At 38.7% G+C, this 15,745-nt stretch carries 11 protein-coding genes and 1 tRNA gene; 2 read left to right on the top strand and 10 right to left on the bottom strand.

Annotated features, from left to right (window positions below; all coding sequences use genetic code 11):
* Positions 1-14 precede the first annotated feature (14 nt).
* The 6 genes from ACOV1Q_RS15050 to ACOV1Q_RS15025 form a co-directional block, all read right to left on the bottom strand.
* Positions 15-2,135 carry a peptidylprolyl isomerase gene (locus tag ACOV1Q_RS15050; RefSeq protein ID WP_424495219.1) on the bottom strand — a complete coding sequence of 707 codons (2,121 nt, stop codon included), beginning with the start codon at positions 2,133-2,135 and terminating at the stop codon, positions 15-17.
* A 97-nt stretch (positions 2,136-2,232) separates the two neighbouring features.
* Positions 2,233-3,519, bottom strand: a complete 1,287-nt coding sequence (locus tag ACOV1Q_RS15045) for a hemolysin family protein (protein ID WP_424495218.1) — start codon at positions 3,517-3,519, stop codon at positions 2,233-2,235.
* Between the two features lie 193 nt (positions 3,520-3,712).
* Positions 3,713-4,282 (bottom strand): LPS export ABC transporter periplasmic protein LptC, encoded by a 570-nt coding sequence (gene lptC, locus ACOV1Q_RS15040; RefSeq protein WP_424495217.1) that lies wholly within the window; start codon positions 4,280-4,282, stop codon positions 3,713-3,715.
* 1 nt (position 4,283) lies between these two features.
* On the bottom strand, positions 4,284-5,657 hold the full coding sequence (locus ACOV1Q_RS15035) for a tetratricopeptide repeat protein (protein WP_424495216.1): 1,374 nt from the start codon (positions 5,655-5,657) through the stop codon (positions 4,284-4,286).
* Between the two features lie 30 nt (positions 5,658-5,687).
* Positions 5,688-6,935 carry a BamG family beta-barrel-assembly machinery protein gene (gene bamG / locus ACOV1Q_RS15030; protein ID WP_424495215.1) on the bottom strand — a complete coding sequence of 416 codons (1,248 nt, stop codon included), beginning with the start codon at positions 6,933-6,935 and terminating at the stop codon, positions 5,688-5,690.
* Positions 6,932-7,663 (bottom strand): type III pantothenate kinase, encoded by a 732-nt coding sequence (locus ACOV1Q_RS15025; protein ID WP_424495214.1) that lies wholly within the window; start codon positions 7,661-7,663, stop codon positions 6,932-6,934. Before ACOV1Q_RS15025 ends, bamG begins: the two co-directional genes overlap by 4 nt.
* Before the next feature lie 237 nt (positions 7,664-7,900).
* On the opposite strand from ACOV1Q_RS15025, the gene ACOV1Q_RS15020 reads away from it, so the two are divergent.
* Positions 7,901-7,976: transfer RNA gene (locus tag ACOV1Q_RS15020), tRNA-Phe, on the top strand.
* Positions 7,977-8,043: 67 nt separating this feature from the next.
* Positions 8,044-8,193, top strand: coding sequence for a GIY-YIG nuclease family protein (locus ACOV1Q_RS15015; protein WP_424495213.1), 150 nt, complete (start codon positions 8,044-8,046; stop codon positions 8,191-8,193).
* 438 nt (positions 8,194-8,631) lie between these two features.
* Here ACOV1Q_RS15015 and ACOV1Q_RS15010 read toward each other — a convergent pair whose 3' ends face one another.
* From ACOV1Q_RS15010 to ACOV1Q_RS14995, 4 genes are all read right to left on the bottom strand, one after another.
* Positions 8,632-9,630: an endonuclease/exonuclease/phosphatase family protein gene (locus ACOV1Q_RS15010; protein ID WP_424495212.1), complete on the bottom strand. Its 999-nt coding sequence runs from the start codon at positions 9,628-9,630 to the stop codon at positions 8,632-8,634.
* A gap of 208 nt (positions 9,631-9,838) precedes the next feature.
* Positions 9,839-12,817 carry a DNA polymerase III subunit alpha gene (locus ACOV1Q_RS15005; protein WP_424495211.1) on the bottom strand — a complete coding sequence of 993 codons (2,979 nt, stop codon included), beginning with the start codon at positions 12,815-12,817 and terminating at the stop codon, positions 9,839-9,841.
* A gap of 32 nt (positions 12,818-12,849) precedes the next feature.
* Complete coding sequence (gene dinB / locus ACOV1Q_RS15000; protein ID WP_424495268.1) at positions 12,850-14,064, bottom strand: DNA polymerase IV; 1,215 nt, start codon at positions 14,062-14,064, stop codon at positions 12,850-12,852.
* Positions 14,065-14,236: 172 nt separating this feature from the next.
* Complete coding sequence (locus tag ACOV1Q_RS14995) at positions 14,237-15,427, bottom strand: DUF7282 domain-containing protein (RefSeq protein ID WP_424495210.1); 1,191 nt, start codon at positions 15,425-15,427, stop codon at positions 14,237-14,239.
* Positions 15,428-15,745 lie beyond the last annotated feature (318 nt).

Here is a 15,745-nt window from a genome sequence, read left to right as displayed (position 1 = left end):
TAGGCTATTTTCTATTAAAAGAATTTTGACCTGTTATCTTCAATCTCTGCAGTTTCCTTAAGAGCATCCAGTACTTCCTGAGTAACGTTAGCTCTTCTTTCAGTAGTTTCACGTACAGCAAAAGACCTGTAAGAATCCATTGGTGCAGCTAAATTCTTCCGAAGAACTTCAATTACATATACTCCGCGGTTTCCTGCCAGCGGCTGACTGGTTTGCCCTTCCTCAAGTCCAAAAGCAGCACCAACTATTTTTGGTTCGTTTCCTGCCCCTGGTAAGGTTGGGTTTTCAAGATTTACAGAATTTGCAGTGTTCACTTCTACTCCCTGGCTTTGAGCAATAGCGCTTAAGGATTCCCCGCTTATTCTTTCTTTAATGATTTCAGCTTTCTTTTCCTTTTGCAGGATTGGAAGAACAGTAGCAGAAGCACTTTCTACGCTTTTAAGTCCTTTTTTGTTCTTAGCTGTAAGCTGAGCTACTACATAACCACCGCTCACATCAAATCTTCTAATATCTCCTACTTCCGCATCCTCTTCAAAAGCCCATTGTACAATTCTTCTTTGCTGTCCAACTCCCGGAATATTTTCATCAAGAGCACCTATTTCCTGGACAGGACGTACGTTTTTATCATTCTCCTTGGCAATCTCCTCAAAATCACCTTCCCCGGCTGCTATTTCAAATTTGGTAACTTCAGCAAAAAGATCATTTAAAGATTTTTCGGATGGTTCAACCGCACGACTAATAGTAGCAAGTTTTACTGCAGGCTGCTCATTGGTTTGCTCTTCGATATGGATCACGTGGTAACCAAACTGGGTTTCCACCACTCCAATTTCACCAGCATTATTTTGAAAAACGAAATCATTAAAAGCAGGAACCATAGTATTTGGTGTAAACCAACCAAGATCTCCAGCCTCCTCTTTATTAGAAGTATCTGCAGAATACTGCGCTGCAAGTTCAGCAAATTGCTCCTGATTTCCTCTTACCACAGAAGCGATGCTGTCTGCAAGCGCTTCAGCTTCACTTTTAGTTCTTGCTATCCCCTGGCCTACAGGTGATCCCTGGTATGCGACTAAAATATGCTTTGCTTTGGCAGAATCGGGAATTTGTACGCGTTCCATCATCCTTGAAACTTTCCAGGTATTGTTTTCTTTATACGGCCCGAATGTTTCTCCTTCTTCAAGGTTAAACAATTCCTCTGCATGTTCAGATGAAAGCTGATCTCGAAAAAGGTATCTTCCAATATAATTTATATCTGAATTTTGATTTACAAAAGCTTCCACATCTTCAACATTTCCAAATCCGGGAACTGTTTCAGTAGTTTCTGTTGCAGGATTGTATTGCTCATTATCTTCAAGCAAAGCTGCGATTTCTTCCTTCACTTCGGCATCATCTTCCACAGAAGCCGACTCCGCAAAATATACGTATCGAATGTTTCTTGAAGCTTCAGACTGAAAACGTTGTGGATGGGCTTCCATATAAGCTTTAATTTCGCTCTTGGATACTTCTACCTCAGCATCTGGGACGCTGGAATATGGAATTTGAACAAAACTTAAATCTACATTGTCGTTGCTTCTTCTGTACACCTGCTCTCCTTCGGTCAAAGTAGCCGAAAGGCCAGCTCTCACCATGTTGAAATAAATATCTTCACGGGCAGCTTTTCCAACAGAATTTTCGAAATCAAGCCATTGCTGATATGCTGCAGGGGAAGTAGCTTTTAATGTCGCCACATACTCTCTTAGCCTGTTCTCATCAAACATCCCGGCTTCATTGGTAAAATTTGGATTTGTTGCAAGTTCCTGGCGCATCATTCTTTTTAATTGAGCTTCCTCAATTCGAATTCCAAGTTCTTCAAACTGCTCTTCCAATACTGCCTGGCGCACATTCAAATCCCAAACCATGTTTACCGCCTGCATACTCGAAGCATTTGGACCAAGATTACGTTGATATGCCTCTACCTGGCGCGCAAATTGTTCTCGCTCAATATCTTCACCGTTGATAGTAGCAATGGTATTTTGCGACTTCTGGGAAACCATTCCTCCGTTTCGTATTACATCGGCCAAAACAAAAGAGAAGAGTGCCAATGCAATAATAATGATAAGGAAAACCGAACGCTGCCTTATTTTATTTAATACTGCCATTTTTTAATGTATTATTTCTAGAATATAGGGGGCGAAAATAATGTTTTTACGCATATTAAAAAATTTAAAATCCGCAAATGTTAGCAAAATCTAAATTTTAATCCTGCGGTCTTATTTTCATCTCCACCAGCTCAATTTTGGTGTTTGAAACTTCTTTAATTAGAAAAGTAAAGTTATCTATTTCAACGACCCCATCCTGTTGGGGGATTTCTTCGGTATGATTGACGATATAGCCTCCCAGGGTTTCGTAGTTCTCTCCCACAGGAAGATCCAGCTTATAGGTTTCATTTAGATAATCAACCTCAAGTCTTGCCGAAAAAAGAAAACGATCGTCTTCCAGCTTTTCCTCAATCAAAACCACGGGATCATGTTCATCCTCGATCTCCCCAAAAAGCTCTTCCACTATGTCCTCTACAGTCATCATCCCGCTCGTACCACCGTATTCATCGATCACCACAGCAATGCTTTTTCTTTTTTTGATGAGGATATTTAAAACATCCTTTACCAGCATTGTTTCAGGTACGAAAACAACTGGAAGCAGGATGGATTTAATCGTAACAGGTTTTTTAAAAAGTTCAAAAGAGTGAATATAACCAATGATGTCATCTATGGTTTCCTTGTAAATCAAAATTTTTGACAGGCCGGTTTCAGTGAAAGTTTTCACCAGGTCCTTTGGCTCCTGGGTGATATCTACAGCAACGATCTCGGTACGAGGGATCATTACTTCGCGTGATTTAACTTCTGAAAACTCCAGTGCATTTTGAAAAATCTGGATCTCCGAATCTATTTCCTGATCTTCCTCCATTCGCTCCATTTGTTCGCTAATGTAGTTCCCAAGCTCTACTTTAGAAAATGCCAGCTGAACTTCGTCCCCCTGGGTTTTAAAAAAGCTTTTCAAAACCAGATCTGATATCCAAATTACAAAAGAAGAAATGAGTCCGAAAAGCACATAGAAGAGATACGCGGGTACAGCAAAAAATCTTAAAAGTGAATTGGCATAGATCTGAAAGAAGACTTTGGGTAGAAATTCCGCAGTAAACAGAATAATAAGTGTGGAAATAATGGTTTGGGTAAGAAGGCTGAATTCTATTACAATGTACCTCCAGAATTCACTATTCAACTCCATGGAACTTAACCAGGTCATGAGTAAATCCCCCATAAAAAAACCATATACCACCAGTGCAATGTTATTACCTACCAGCATAGTGGCAATAAACTTTGAGGGTTTTTTGGTTAGACGAGTAAGAACCTTTGCAAGAAGATCATTCTGCTTTTTCTCAATTTCAATATGAATTTTGTTGGAAGAAACGTATGCAATTTCCATCCCCGAGAAAAAAGCAGAAAGAATAAGGGAGCAAATGATTATAATTATCTCATAAGTCATCCCAGCTATTTATTGCGGTTATTGTATTTCTTCCTGAAATGCCTCCGAAAGAGAAACATGAAGATAGCTATTACACTTAGGAAGATAAAAACATAAGCTCTGCTACGCTCCGAATCCCATATTCTCACTGTTTCATAAAGAAAAAATACCGCAACAGCGAGGTATGCGATTTCAAAAAATTTAGAGAATTTCATCATTCCTTTTCTTCTTTAACTATCTGAACCCCCACATTAGAGCGGGAACGAAAATTACTGAATTCCTGATTGCTATCAAAGCCCATACCTTCATTTAAGGCCCCGTTGTTGAATTTTATGGTATTGGGTAGATCTGTAAACACCCAATTTAGATTCTGATCCCAATACAACTGCTGAGCTGTCAAAACAGTGCTGTCACTGGTGACTATCACCACATTTCCCTGCAAATCGATCAAGCCCGTATCTTCGTAGATCACTCCGAAATCTGCAGTTATAGTATTTTTTTCCTCATTTTCATCATAAAAAACCACCTCCAGGCCATCCGGAAACTCCTGATAAGGAAATTCTTTATTAGTAAAATCCCTGAGCTTTTCACTTTTTAAGGTGGCCACTACTTTTCCGGAATCTGTATACTTTAAATTAATACCCCTGCCCACTGCCTGAGGAGCATCTTCGGGCACCTCCATATCCCGTACGCCCTGCAAATTGCCATCACATGAAAAAAGCATTGCCACAACTACTGCTGTGACAATGCTTTTTGAAAATATATTCCCGTATGTAATCTTCATCTTACAAGTTAGGTACTCGAATGCTTTCCCCTATCCAACATCCAATGCTTATGGTTTTTCCCTGCATATCCTGCTGGAATATATCTGCTCTCTGTGGCGCCCTACCTCTATAAGCAGCAGCAGTTTGGTTTGCATTACTACTAATGGAAGGATCCACACGCCCTGCTCTGGCAGCATAATCTGCAGCCAACCAGTACACTGCTCTTTTCTCAAAAGGATTGCTTCCACAATTATTAGCACTTTGAGCATACATGTTAGCTATCTGTAAGTAAGCACGCCCCATTGACGGTCTTGCCTGAAGTGCCTGATTGTAAAAAGATCTAGCCTGAGAAAATTGCCCTTTATCCTTGTAATTATTCGCTATCTTCATGTAAACCCTTGCCTTATCTGAAGCATTGGTTTCCAACTCAGCAGATTGTTGATAATAATCCAGAGCTTTTGAAGCATTTCCATCGGCTTCAGCCAATTGCCCAAGATAAAGGGCAGATTTAGCAGATGGCTCCTGCTCATGCAAAGCCTCAACCAACTGGAAGAACAATGGATCATCTGTACAATCCTTACCTGAAAGTCTTCCTGCAGCTCTTCTTAACCAATCTACATCACTTTTATTTTGTTCGAAGTCTTTGCTGTACAACGGAATTAAATTCTCACAATCTGCACGTTGACCAAGCTTCGCATTCACACTACCTTTTACCTGATTATAAGCATTCAGGTTGGTTTCATAAGCGCTGATTCGTTTTTCTTCCTTAGAAGTCAAATCTTCACCCGCATCCTGCTTCTCAATAAGATTTGCAAGACCCTGAGCCATTTTGTTTTCTTCTTCTTCAATCTTAGCCGATACCTCATCGTATAAGTTGAATACATCCTGAAGATCTTTTTGTCCTGCATCCTGTAAATCTACTAACAAAGAGAAATAGGTGTATAAAGCCCTTGCACTTGTGAAGCTTTCTTTATCCTGTTCCCAGGCTGCATCAAAAGCTTCAAATTGCTCTTGTTTACCTCCAATTTTATTATCGTACATTGCCTGTGCAATGTCTATTTTCACTTCTGCTTCATCGGTCTTGGCTGGAAAATGTTCAAGACGCTCTCTATATAGATTTATTAAATCCTGAGCTATTGCTTGCTTTTCACCTTCCGCAGCATTATTTAACCGATCCTTTAGAATTCTTTCCCCATATTGGTAAGTCACAACGCTATAAGTAGGGCATTCTTCCCTTAATTGTTGAATTCGGGGAAATGCCGCTTCATAATTCTTCGCCTTCGCATCTGTATAAGCTAGCGAAGCGTTCCTGGCACAATCCTGATTGGCCTGCGCATTTACAAAACCTGAGCTGAATAAAACCCCCGAAAGAAATAATATTAATTTAGTTTTCATAGTTTCAGTTTTAGTTCTAATTAGTTATAGTTATTCAAATTTTCGTTGGATAAACCATTTGTCATTTAAAGAGAGGCTTATCATAACTTTAAAGAAGTCTTCTTTTATCAAGCCTGCATTCGTGGTACCGCGTTGTCCATACTCGAATCCCAGGTTTGCATTAGAGAATAACCTTCCTGCAGGTAGTCCTACTCCAAAAGATATGCCAAACTCATCAATAGACTCTCCCTGAAGATTCAAACCTGTTTCCTCCATTCTCACCCCTCCTCGAAAAACAATTCGGCTAAAGTAACTGGTAAGGGAATTATAATTCGGAATATAGAACCCTCCAAGCCTATATGTAGATGCACTGCTATAAGTCGCCCCTTCCGTAGCAAAAGACCTATTATTATAATCACTTGCACCCCTATTTACATACTCGGCCCCTAAGAACCATTTTCTCGGTTGCCCAATACCTGCTCCCACAGAATATTCTGACGGTAACGTAATATCAGTATCAGCCATTTCCACATTCAGAACATCGGTAACAATTTCATCTCCCGCACTCGTAAAGGTAATTGTTGCAAATTCCCTACTGTTACGAGAATCTATTTCTCTTTCGGGAGTATAATAAGCAGAGGTCTTTAATTCAAGACGATCATTTAACATTCTTTCATAATTAAGCCCCAGGTTGAAGGTAAGACCACTAAGCTGAGAACTATTATATTCCCTTGAACCGTATTGCAAACCTTCTCTAACAAAGATATTTCTATTTTCAAGGGTTCCAAAATTATAATCTGCCTTAGCCCCCAGGCTTAAATTATCTGTCACCTGAAACCCGGCACTAAGAAAAACCCGGTTAACTCCGCCATTTCCAGAGTACCGGCCGGCAGTTCCTTCGTCTTCATTAATAGATATAAGGTTATAACCTACAGAAGAATAAGGAATCAACCCAAATCCGAATCCGAATTTTCCGGCAGGAATTCCAATAGCAAGATAATCTAAAGTAGTAACGGTAGAACTTTCTTCCAGTCCATTACTTTGTAATTTCATTAAAGAATGACTTCCTGCAACCGTGTATGTTGTCAATCTTAATTTACTATAAGCTGCAGGATTACGAAGATTGACGTGAATACTGTCTGAGTATATGCTAAGACCACCCATAGACTGGTTTTCTACGGTACCTTTAAAAGTGTTCAACCCAATTCCGTAGAAAGAATAAGGCGAGGAAGTTCCTTCCTGAGCAGTCGTAATCACTGTAAATAAAATGGTTACGATTATAATTAATCGTTTTGTCATTGAGTGTTATTAAATTCAAGAATATAATTAAGTCCCTCCAACAGAAAATTGGAGTTGGCAAATATGCCATTTTTTAATCTTTTAGACAAAAATTGGGCGTCTCCACCTGTAAAAATAATTTCGAGATTTTTGAAACGTTCAGAATAATTTAAAATAGAACCTTCAATTTCACAGCACAGCCCATGCACCACTCCACTATTTATAGAGCCGGCGGTACTTTGACCGATTAACTCAACTTCATTCGTTGGAATTAATTCGGGTAAGTTAGCAGTAAAAGTGTGAAGCGCTTTAAATCTCATATTCAAACCAGGTGAAATGGCACCCCCCAGGTATTCATTTTTGTCATTTTTAAAATCATATGTGATGCAGGTACCTGCATCAATTACCAAAACGTTTGAATTTTTAAAATATTTCGCTGCTGCTGCCACAAGAGCTTTTCTATCGTTGCCCAAACTCTTTGGTGTAGCGTATTTATTCAGAAAAGGCAGCGGAGTTTCAAGATTCAATTCAATGAACTTCTCATCCTTCTGAAGAAAATCAGGAGTTAGAAATTTGCTTCCTGAAACGCTTGAAAGGATCTTACGGTCAATTTTTGGGTGCTGCTGAAAAATTTTTTGAATTTCTTCTTCAAAATTCTCTTTTGAGACAACTTTTTTCTCCAGGAGTTCACTACCCTGAAAAACAGCAAGTTTCATAAAAGAATTGCCAACATCTATAACGAGATTCATATCTTTTTCTTTCAGAAAGCTAAATTACAAAAGCATTTTTTCAAAAAATGTTTTGTGGGTTAATAAAAATGAATTTATATTTGCACCCGCTTACCACAACAAGGTAAGCTTGCTTTAAGCACTGGTGCCTTAGCTCAGTTGGTAGAGCAAAGGACTGAAAATCCTTGTGTCCCNTAATAAAAATGAATTTATATTTGCACCCGCTTACCACAACAAGGTAAGCTTGCTTTAAGCACTGGTGCCTTAGCTCAGTTGGTAGAGCAAAGGACTGAAAATCCTTGTGTCCCTGGTTCGATTCCTGGAGGCACCACCACAAAGCCCGAAACCCCTTTTGTTCGCAAAAGGGGTTTTTTTGTTATAATTTTTTTTTAGCTATAAGAATGCATTCTCTCTATATTATCTACAGTAAAACTTTAGATCAATTCTACGTTGGCGAAACCCATGAAATAGAGGGAAGAATCCGGAAGCACAAAATGCACCATTACAAGGAGCATTTACAAAGAGCGCTCAGGATTGGGAAGTCAAACTGATAAAACATTTAAAGAATAAAGAAGAAGCTTTTTATCTTGAACAATTTATAAAGCGCATGAAAAGCAAAAAATTTATTCAAAAGATGATAGACAATCCTGAAACATTGGAAGATATACTCAAAAAGAAATAAGAAGTTGCCCTGGTTCCCCCGAGGCTTCGGGGCTGGAAGCACCACCACAAAGCCCGAAACCCCTTTTGTTCGCAAAAGGGGTTTTTTTGTTATAATTTTTTTTAAATAGAGGGAAGGATCCAGAAGCACAATATGCGCCAAGACAAAGGAGCATTAACAAAGAGCGTCCAGGACTGGGAAGGCAAACTGATAAAACATTTAAAGAATAAAGAAGAAGCTTTTTATCTTGAACGATTTATAAAGCGCATGAAAAGTAAAAAAATTTATTCTTAGAAACTGATATTCTTTGCCTCCATGATTCACGGAATCAATTGACCACAAGTTCGGCGAGCATTGGGAAATGATCTGAACCGAATTCAGGTAATTTTTCGAGCCGTAGCACAGAAAAACCTTCAGTCACAAAAAAATGATCCAAAGGCCATCTCATAATAACAGACTGTGCGTCAAAAGAATTATAAAGCCCTCTTCCTATTCGAACATTCTTGAGATTTCCGGTATCCTCAAAAAGGCGGGAAGTATACGACCAGGAAACATCATTAAAGTCTCCGGCCACGAGAGAAGGAAGTGTATCTTTCGCTACCTTATCTGCTGTTTTTAATAAAGCCACTTCTTGTTCCCCTACATTGTCAGGGTATTTTTCACTCGGGACAGGAGGTACAGGATGAACTGCATGGAATTTAAAGCTCTTTCCGGATGGCAGGTTCACCTTCATGTGGAATGAAGGCACACTATCATGTTTGAAAAATTCTATTTCTTGATCCTCAAAAGGAAGCTTCGAATATAATGCCATTCCGTACGCATTTTCGGTTGGATAGGTTATAGTATGCGGATAATTTTCTTCCAGTACTTCCAGTTCTTTAATCCAGTGCCGGTTCACTTCCATTGCAAGAATTATATCAGGGCTAGAGTCTCTGATTATTTGAAGAAGTTCTTCGGATTTCCTGTTTTCAATAAAAACATTCGCGATAAGGACCTTCACTACATTACCCTTATCAACAACTTCAGGAGCGTCAGGAACGGTTTTCGTCCCAAGGAAATAAGGAAAAATACGCAGGGATTGTATTGTAATTGCAGTAAAAAGACCTGCAACAAGAAGAAACGCAGGAACTTTCCATTTTTTGTTTAACAAAAGAAAACCAGCAAGACAGAACAAAGCGACAATAAGATACTGTAAACGGGGAAAATCTATGACTTTGGAATACCAATAGGAAAGATCATGCAGCAGTGTAAGCAAACTTATTAGAATCACCACAAACCCCAGGAAGATTGTTAAATAAAAAAGTGTGAGTTTCAAAATTCTTACCATATTTTCCAAAGTGCTTAAGTAAACAAGAATACACAATCAAATCTAAAGAAGAAAGACGGACAATAAAGGAGAAAATTGCATTTACTAAAGAACACACAACAGTATCATCTATTTAAAAAAATCCTGTTACAGCGTAAATTAGAGGGAACGACATTAAAGCTTAAATCCTTTAAGTTTTAAAGAAAAGGCTGGTCGAATTACATAAAAATTAAAAAGCACGAATTCTTGAACCTTCCAACCGTGGATCTCCTACTGTTTCCTGTCTTTCAACCTTTTGTACGTTTATATAAATATACCCCAGTTCATCCATCACTCTACCCGAACACAAAAAAACACCTTTGCTCCTCATTGGGTAACGATCTACTATATTTGGAAAATGAACGGTATCGAAAATCCCTCCATTCAAATCGTAAAAAGTAGCAAAATACATAAAGCGCCAGTTGTTAGTGGGCACAGATTTAACTGTGATTAAATTACCGTAAATTTTGATATCCTGCCCTACATAATTAAAAAGTTCTGCCGCTTTTGGAGTAGGTTTCATTCCCTTCTTTAAAAGCTGAAAATGTCCCTGCAGTGAAAAACCCAACAGTTCAATTTGATCATACGCATCTATAAGCTTTGAATATGAAAATTCCGGCAAATCATAATCCTTTTGTTCAGACTGGAACAATACCGGTTGGGAGTTTCTCTTTCGCATTTTATTCAGCTTAAAATAAGCCTTCCACAGCAAGTGGTGCTTATCTTCCCCTGTAAATCGAAATGCATCAATTTTAATTAATACACTAAGCTGCTCAATTGAAATATCTACCCGCTCTATGAAATCTATAAGAGACTTAAAATCTCCAAAAAACTGCCTGTTTTCAAGAATCTTTTGAATCACCTTATTCTCCAGTTCCTTAATATATCCCAGTCCCAAAAAAATATCTTTATCATAAATACAGGTAGGGTGATCACTCCTGTTAATACAGGGCGCATGCACTTTTCCTCCGCATTTTCGCACTTCCTGAATGTAAGTTTCCACATCGTAAAATCCGCCGCCATTATTGAGCGCGGCCACCATAAACTCGAGCGGAAAATAGCATTTTAAGTACAAACTTTGATAACTTTCAACGGCGTAAGAAGCCGAATGACCTTTTGGGAAGGCATAGCCCGCAAAAGAGGCTATCTGGTCCCAAACCTCATTCACCAGTTCTTCCTCATAACCTTTTTTCCTGCAGTTATCTCTAAATTTCTTTTCAATCTCCAGGATTTGTGACTTTGAAGTTCTTTTTCCACTCATATTTCGGCGCAAAACATCTGCTTCATCAAAAGTAAGTCCGGCAAAGGAATGGGCTATCTTCAACACATCTTCCTGGTACACCATCACTCCGTAGGTTTCCTTCAAAATTTCATAAATCACCGGGTGCGCCTGTTTTCGCCGTTCAGGATCTCTATGCCGTTGAATATATTCTTCCTTCATCCCGCCATTTGAAACTCCTGGCCGAATAATAGAACTGGCAGCCACCAGTCCCAAGTAGTTATCTGTTTGAAGTTTAGTAAGCAGCCCTCGCATAGCCGGCGATTCAATATAAAACACCCCCATACAATCACCTGTCTTCAGCAAATTATTGATTTTAGAATCATTGAAAAAAAGTGAAACATTATCAATATCCTCCACACGTGCCTGCGGCTGATTCTGCCTCACAATTTCAATAGTATCTGTGATTTTTGGAAGGCCACGTTGTGCAAGGATATCAAACTTATGAATACCCACATCTTCGCTAATGTTCATATCAATTTGAATAGTCCTGAAGCCTTTGGGCGGGAGAAAAGTGGCTGCAAAGTTATAGACCGATTTTCCCAAAATAATTATTCCGCTGGAATGCACGCTCAGGTAATTAGGAAAACCCTCAATTAATTTACTGTAGCGAATAACCAGTTTCTCCAGCTCGTCAAGGTCGTTGTAATTAAAATATCCGCTCGAAAGTCTGTCAATATTTTCCTTGGGAAGACCAAAAACCTTCCCCAGCTCCCGCGCTACGGCCTTGCGTTTAAAAGTAACATAAGTACCCATTAAAGCTGCATTTTCATATTTCTGAAAGATGTAACGTGTCACAACATCTCTGTCTTTCCATGAGAAATCAATATCAAAGTCTGGAGGGGCACTCCTAAAGGCATTAATAAACCTTTCAAAGAATAAATTCAATTCTATGGGATCTACGTTGGTTATTCCCAGAATGTAAGCCACGACGGAATTTGCACCACTCCCCCGCCCAATGAATGGAAACTTGTTGGATTTTGCATACTCCACAATATCCAGATTGATCAAAAAATAGGATACAAAACCTAAATTAATGATCGCATCCAGCTCCTTCTCTACCCTTGCATACACAGCTTGGGTAGCGTTTGGGTAACGCAAGTGCAGCCTTTCATAACAGAGCTGCTTCAGCCTTTGCTCATCTGCTGCAATACTTTCTCCAAAAACCAGTAAATTTTGATTGACGCTATCTTTTTCGAATAAAAAATCCATTTTACAGGCAGCTATCAAGTTTTCTGTATTCCGGAGAATGTGCGGGAAATCTTCAAATTCAGCTTCAATCTTACCCATTGCAATTATGCTATCACTTATTTTTCCCTGTTCCTCCTTCGGAAGCTTACTAAGCAGTATATTTAAACCAATACAGCGTAATAAACGATGCGCATTGTAATCTCTTTTACTTCGGAAACTCACGCTTTGCAAAAACACGAGCTTTTTTTCCATTTTTTGAATACCTGAAAATCTCAGTTTCCGAAGATTTTCTACTGAAACTCCAATAAATTCATTCTCCCCAAAATCTGTTTTATTTTCTGCTACTACTTTTTCAAAAGGATAGATCACAAAGCAGTTTGGCAAAGCAGGTGCAGTTGCATCAAAATTTTTCTCTTCATGAAGATGTGCAGATAAATGTTCATTGAGCTCCACAAAACCCCGGTTGTTTTTGGCAATACCTACATACTGCTGTGCCACACCATTTCTAAAGTCAATTCCTACCAGCGGATTAATTCCATAATTGGCCGCAATCTTTATAAAATTTAAGCAGCCGGAAGTATTATTAATATCGGTAACCGCAAGACTTTTTACCTGGTGTTCTTGTGCGAGTTCACATAAAGCATCTACCGAAAAAGTTCCGTAGCGCAAAGAATAATATGTATGACAATTAAGGTACATCTTTCCTTTACAAATAAGTTTATCTGAACTTTTTACTGAATTCGATGCGCATGCACCATGGGAGGCTCTCCATTAAAAGGATTGTTAAGCCGGCCAATATCACTGCCAAGGGTGCAGGCTTTTATCACGCTGTGTTCCCCAAAACGCTTTCTTATTTTATCCATGGAGTTGTACAAACTCAGCATTTCTTCAGTATCGTCAAAAAGGTTTATTTGGTAATTTCCACCTGCCAGCCCACTAAACTTCACACCAATTAATCTAATAAGCAATCGCCGTGAATAAAGTTGCTTGAAGAGTTCAAGGATCTTTGGGATCAAAAGGTGATCGGCGCTGGTATAGGGAATTTTCAACTGCTTTGTATGCGTTTGAAAATCGGAATAACGAATTTTCACACTTATACAGGAGGTCAATTTGTTTCCATTGCGCAGGTGATAAGCTAAATTTTCGGTCATAGCCACTAAACTGGAATGCAGCCGAACTACATCAATCGTATCCCGGTGAAAAGTGCGCTCCGCAGAAATAGATTTTCGTTCATGAAAAGGAATAATAGGCGTATTATCAATTCCGTTGGCACGCTGCCAAATGATTCTTCCATTTTTGCCAAGCACACCTTCCAGCATTTCCACCGGCATTTGTTGAATGGTTTCAATTTTATGGATTCCCAATCCTACTAAAACCTGAAAAGTTTTGCTGCCAATCATAGGGATTTTCTTAATGGAAAGTGGTGCCAAAAACTCTTTTTCGGCACCATTGACTATCACCTTTTCATTATTGGGTTTTGCTTCGCCTGTGGCAATTTTGGAAACTACTTTGTTTTGGGATAAACCAAAGGAAATAGGAAGATGACTTTCTTTAATAATATATTGCCGCAGCTCTGAAGCAAATTTCTGAATCCCAAAAAACCGGTCCATTCCCGTAAGATCTGCATAAAATTCATCTACACTTGCTTTTTCAAAAGCAGGAACTTTACTTTTTATTATTTCTGTTATATCATGTGAATACTTAGTATAAGTGGCTGCATTTCCTCTTATTATTGTTGCCTGCGGACAAAGTTGACGCGCTACTTTCATGGGCATTCCCGAATGTACACCAAACCTGCGGGTATCATAACTACATGCTGCCACCACGCCACGTTCACTCAATCCACCCACTAACACCGGCTTATTTTTAAGCTCTGGATTAATAAGACGCTCTACTGAAACAAAAAATGCATCAAGATCGAGATGTAATATGGACTTTTCTTGCATAAATAGGATATTTTCCATTTAATTGGAATATTTCCAAAATTATAACAAAGTTCCTATCCGCAAAAATTCTAAGAGTTAAATTATAAGTGAAAAATATTTCTGGTTAGTACATAAAAAAAGCCGCTACAAAGTAGCGGCTTTTCAAAGCTAATTAAAATGTATTGCTACATTATTACTCAGTAATATTAACAGGTGTTACCACAATGTTCCCGTCTATTATAATAGGTAGATCAAGACCATTTATTCCGTTAAATTCATACATTTCTGCAACACCGGTATCGTTGTGCAACATCACCCAAACGGTGTCATCAACATTCACATCTGCAGATTCAGTAAAAGTTACCATAACATCTTCATGAGTTCCTGCTTCCAGGTACATTGGTTCAGAAATAATTTCTGGCACCATTGGCCCTTCACCTGCTTCGTTAGAAGCGTGAACTACTACCCATCCAGATTCTGAAAGCTCTACGTTACCAACAGTAAGTTGATTGTCTGTAACAGCCTGGTCGTCTACTGAAAGTGATCCGGTAATTGCTACCATGTTTGTATCAGTAATTTCTAAAGGTGCCACTACAACTCCGTCTTCATCGGTAATTGGCATATCAAGACCATTCTCACCGTCAAATTCATATACTTCTTCCTCTCCGGTATCAGTATGCAACATCACCCATACAGTATCTCCTGCATTCACATCTGCAGACTCTGTAAGAGGAACTTCTACATTCATATATTCTCCTCCTTCAAGGTATACAGGTTCAGAGATAATTTCAGGAACCATTGGCCCGTCACCTGCCTCGTTAGAAGCATGAATAACAACATAACCTCCTCGATCAAAACTTACCGAAGCAACATTAATTGTATTATTCATCATTACCTGGTCTTCTACCATAAGCATTCCCATAGGGGCAACCTCTACCATAAAAGATTCGGTCACGATGTTGTCGTTAGAATCCATAATTGGTAGATCAAGACCATTATTCCCATCAAATTCGTAAGTTCCAATTACACCATCATCTGTATGCAACATCGCCCAAAGGGTTTCCCCGTTTTCAATTACAACATCTTCTTCAAGCTCCACCATTACGTCCATTGCGTCTCCGGCTTCCACCATTTTAGGAATAGAAATGATTTCAGGAACCATTGGTCCTCCATTTCCGTTATCACGATGAATGACAACCCATCCATCTTCACTCATTGTAACATTACTAATAGTTAGCATATTACTTTCAAGCATTTGATCTTCTACCATTAAACTTCCGGTAGGTTCCATTACAGGATCAACATTATCGTCGTCATCACTACATGAAGTGAATCCCAGGGAAACTGCTAAAAGAAGTAATAAGTAATTCGTTTTAATTTTCATATATCATTATCTTTTTTTGTTCGAGACCGAAGCTAACCATTGTGTTCATGAATTGCCGTTAATGCTTTATTAATTGACCTTTAAAAACCCTCTTTTTAGCAAACATTTAGCAGTATCCAGATTTTCATTAGGATAGTTTTAAAGAAAAACTATGCTTTTCGCCGATATTACATCGTCTTTCATCGATTTCTGTTTAAACCCACCAACTGAACAAACTGACAATTAAATATTTTAAATCATTAAACCTTTTCCACTGCTCCAATAAAATTTTTAGAAAAAATTTATTTTTAAAATGCCATTTTTTAGTAGCTTAAAAAG

The organism is Salinimicrobium maris, assembly GCF_049680855.1.
GTDB lineage: Bacteria > Bacteroidota > Bacteroidia > Flavobacteriales > Flavobacteriaceae > Salinimicrobium.
The sequence above is the reverse complement of the archived record's forward strand: the minus strand, read 5'-3'. Positions and strand labels throughout refer to the sequence as shown.

Bases quoted from the DNA above. Each gene is read 5' to 3' on its own strand.
- ACOV1Q_RS15050 (WP_424495219.1), bottom strand. From the start codon at position 2,135: ATGGCAGTATTAAATAAAATAAGGCAGCGTTCGGTTTTCCTTATCATT.
- ACOV1Q_RS15045 (WP_424495218.1), bottom strand. From the start codon at position 3,519: ATGACTTATGAGATAATTATAATCATTTGCTCCCTTATTCTTTCTGCT.
- lptC (WP_424495217.1), bottom strand. From the start codon at position 4,282: ATGAAGATTACATACGGGAATATATTTTCAAAAAGCATTGTCACAGCA.
- ACOV1Q_RS15035 (WP_424495216.1), bottom strand. From the start codon at position 5,657: ATGAAAACTAAATTAATATTATTTCTTTCGGGGGTTTTATTCAGCTCA.
- bamG (WP_424495215.1), bottom strand. From the start codon at position 6,935: ATGACAAAACGATTAATTATAATCGTAACCATTTTATTTACAGTGATT.
- ACOV1Q_RS15025 (WP_424495214.1), bottom strand. From the start codon at position 7,663: ATGAATCTCGTTATAGATGTTGGCAATTCTTTTATGAAACTTGCTGTT.
- ACOV1Q_RS15015 (WP_424495213.1), top strand. From the start codon at position 8,044: ATGCATTCTCTCTATATTATCTACAGTAAAACTTTAGATCAATTCTAC.
- ACOV1Q_RS15010 (WP_424495212.1), bottom strand. From the start codon at position 9,630: ATGGTAAGAATTTTGAAACTCACACTTTTTTATTTAACAATCTTCCTG.
- ACOV1Q_RS15005 (WP_424495211.1), bottom strand. From the start codon at position 12,817: ATGTACCTTAATTGTCATACATATTATTCTTTGCGCTACGGAACTTTT.
- dinB (WP_424495268.1), bottom strand. From the start codon at position 14,064: ATGCAAGAAAAGTCCATATTACATCTCGATCTTGATGCATTTTTTGTT.
- ACOV1Q_RS14995 (WP_424495210.1), bottom strand. From the start codon at position 15,427: ATGAAAATTAAAACGAATTACTTATTACTTCTTTTAGCAGTTTCCCTG.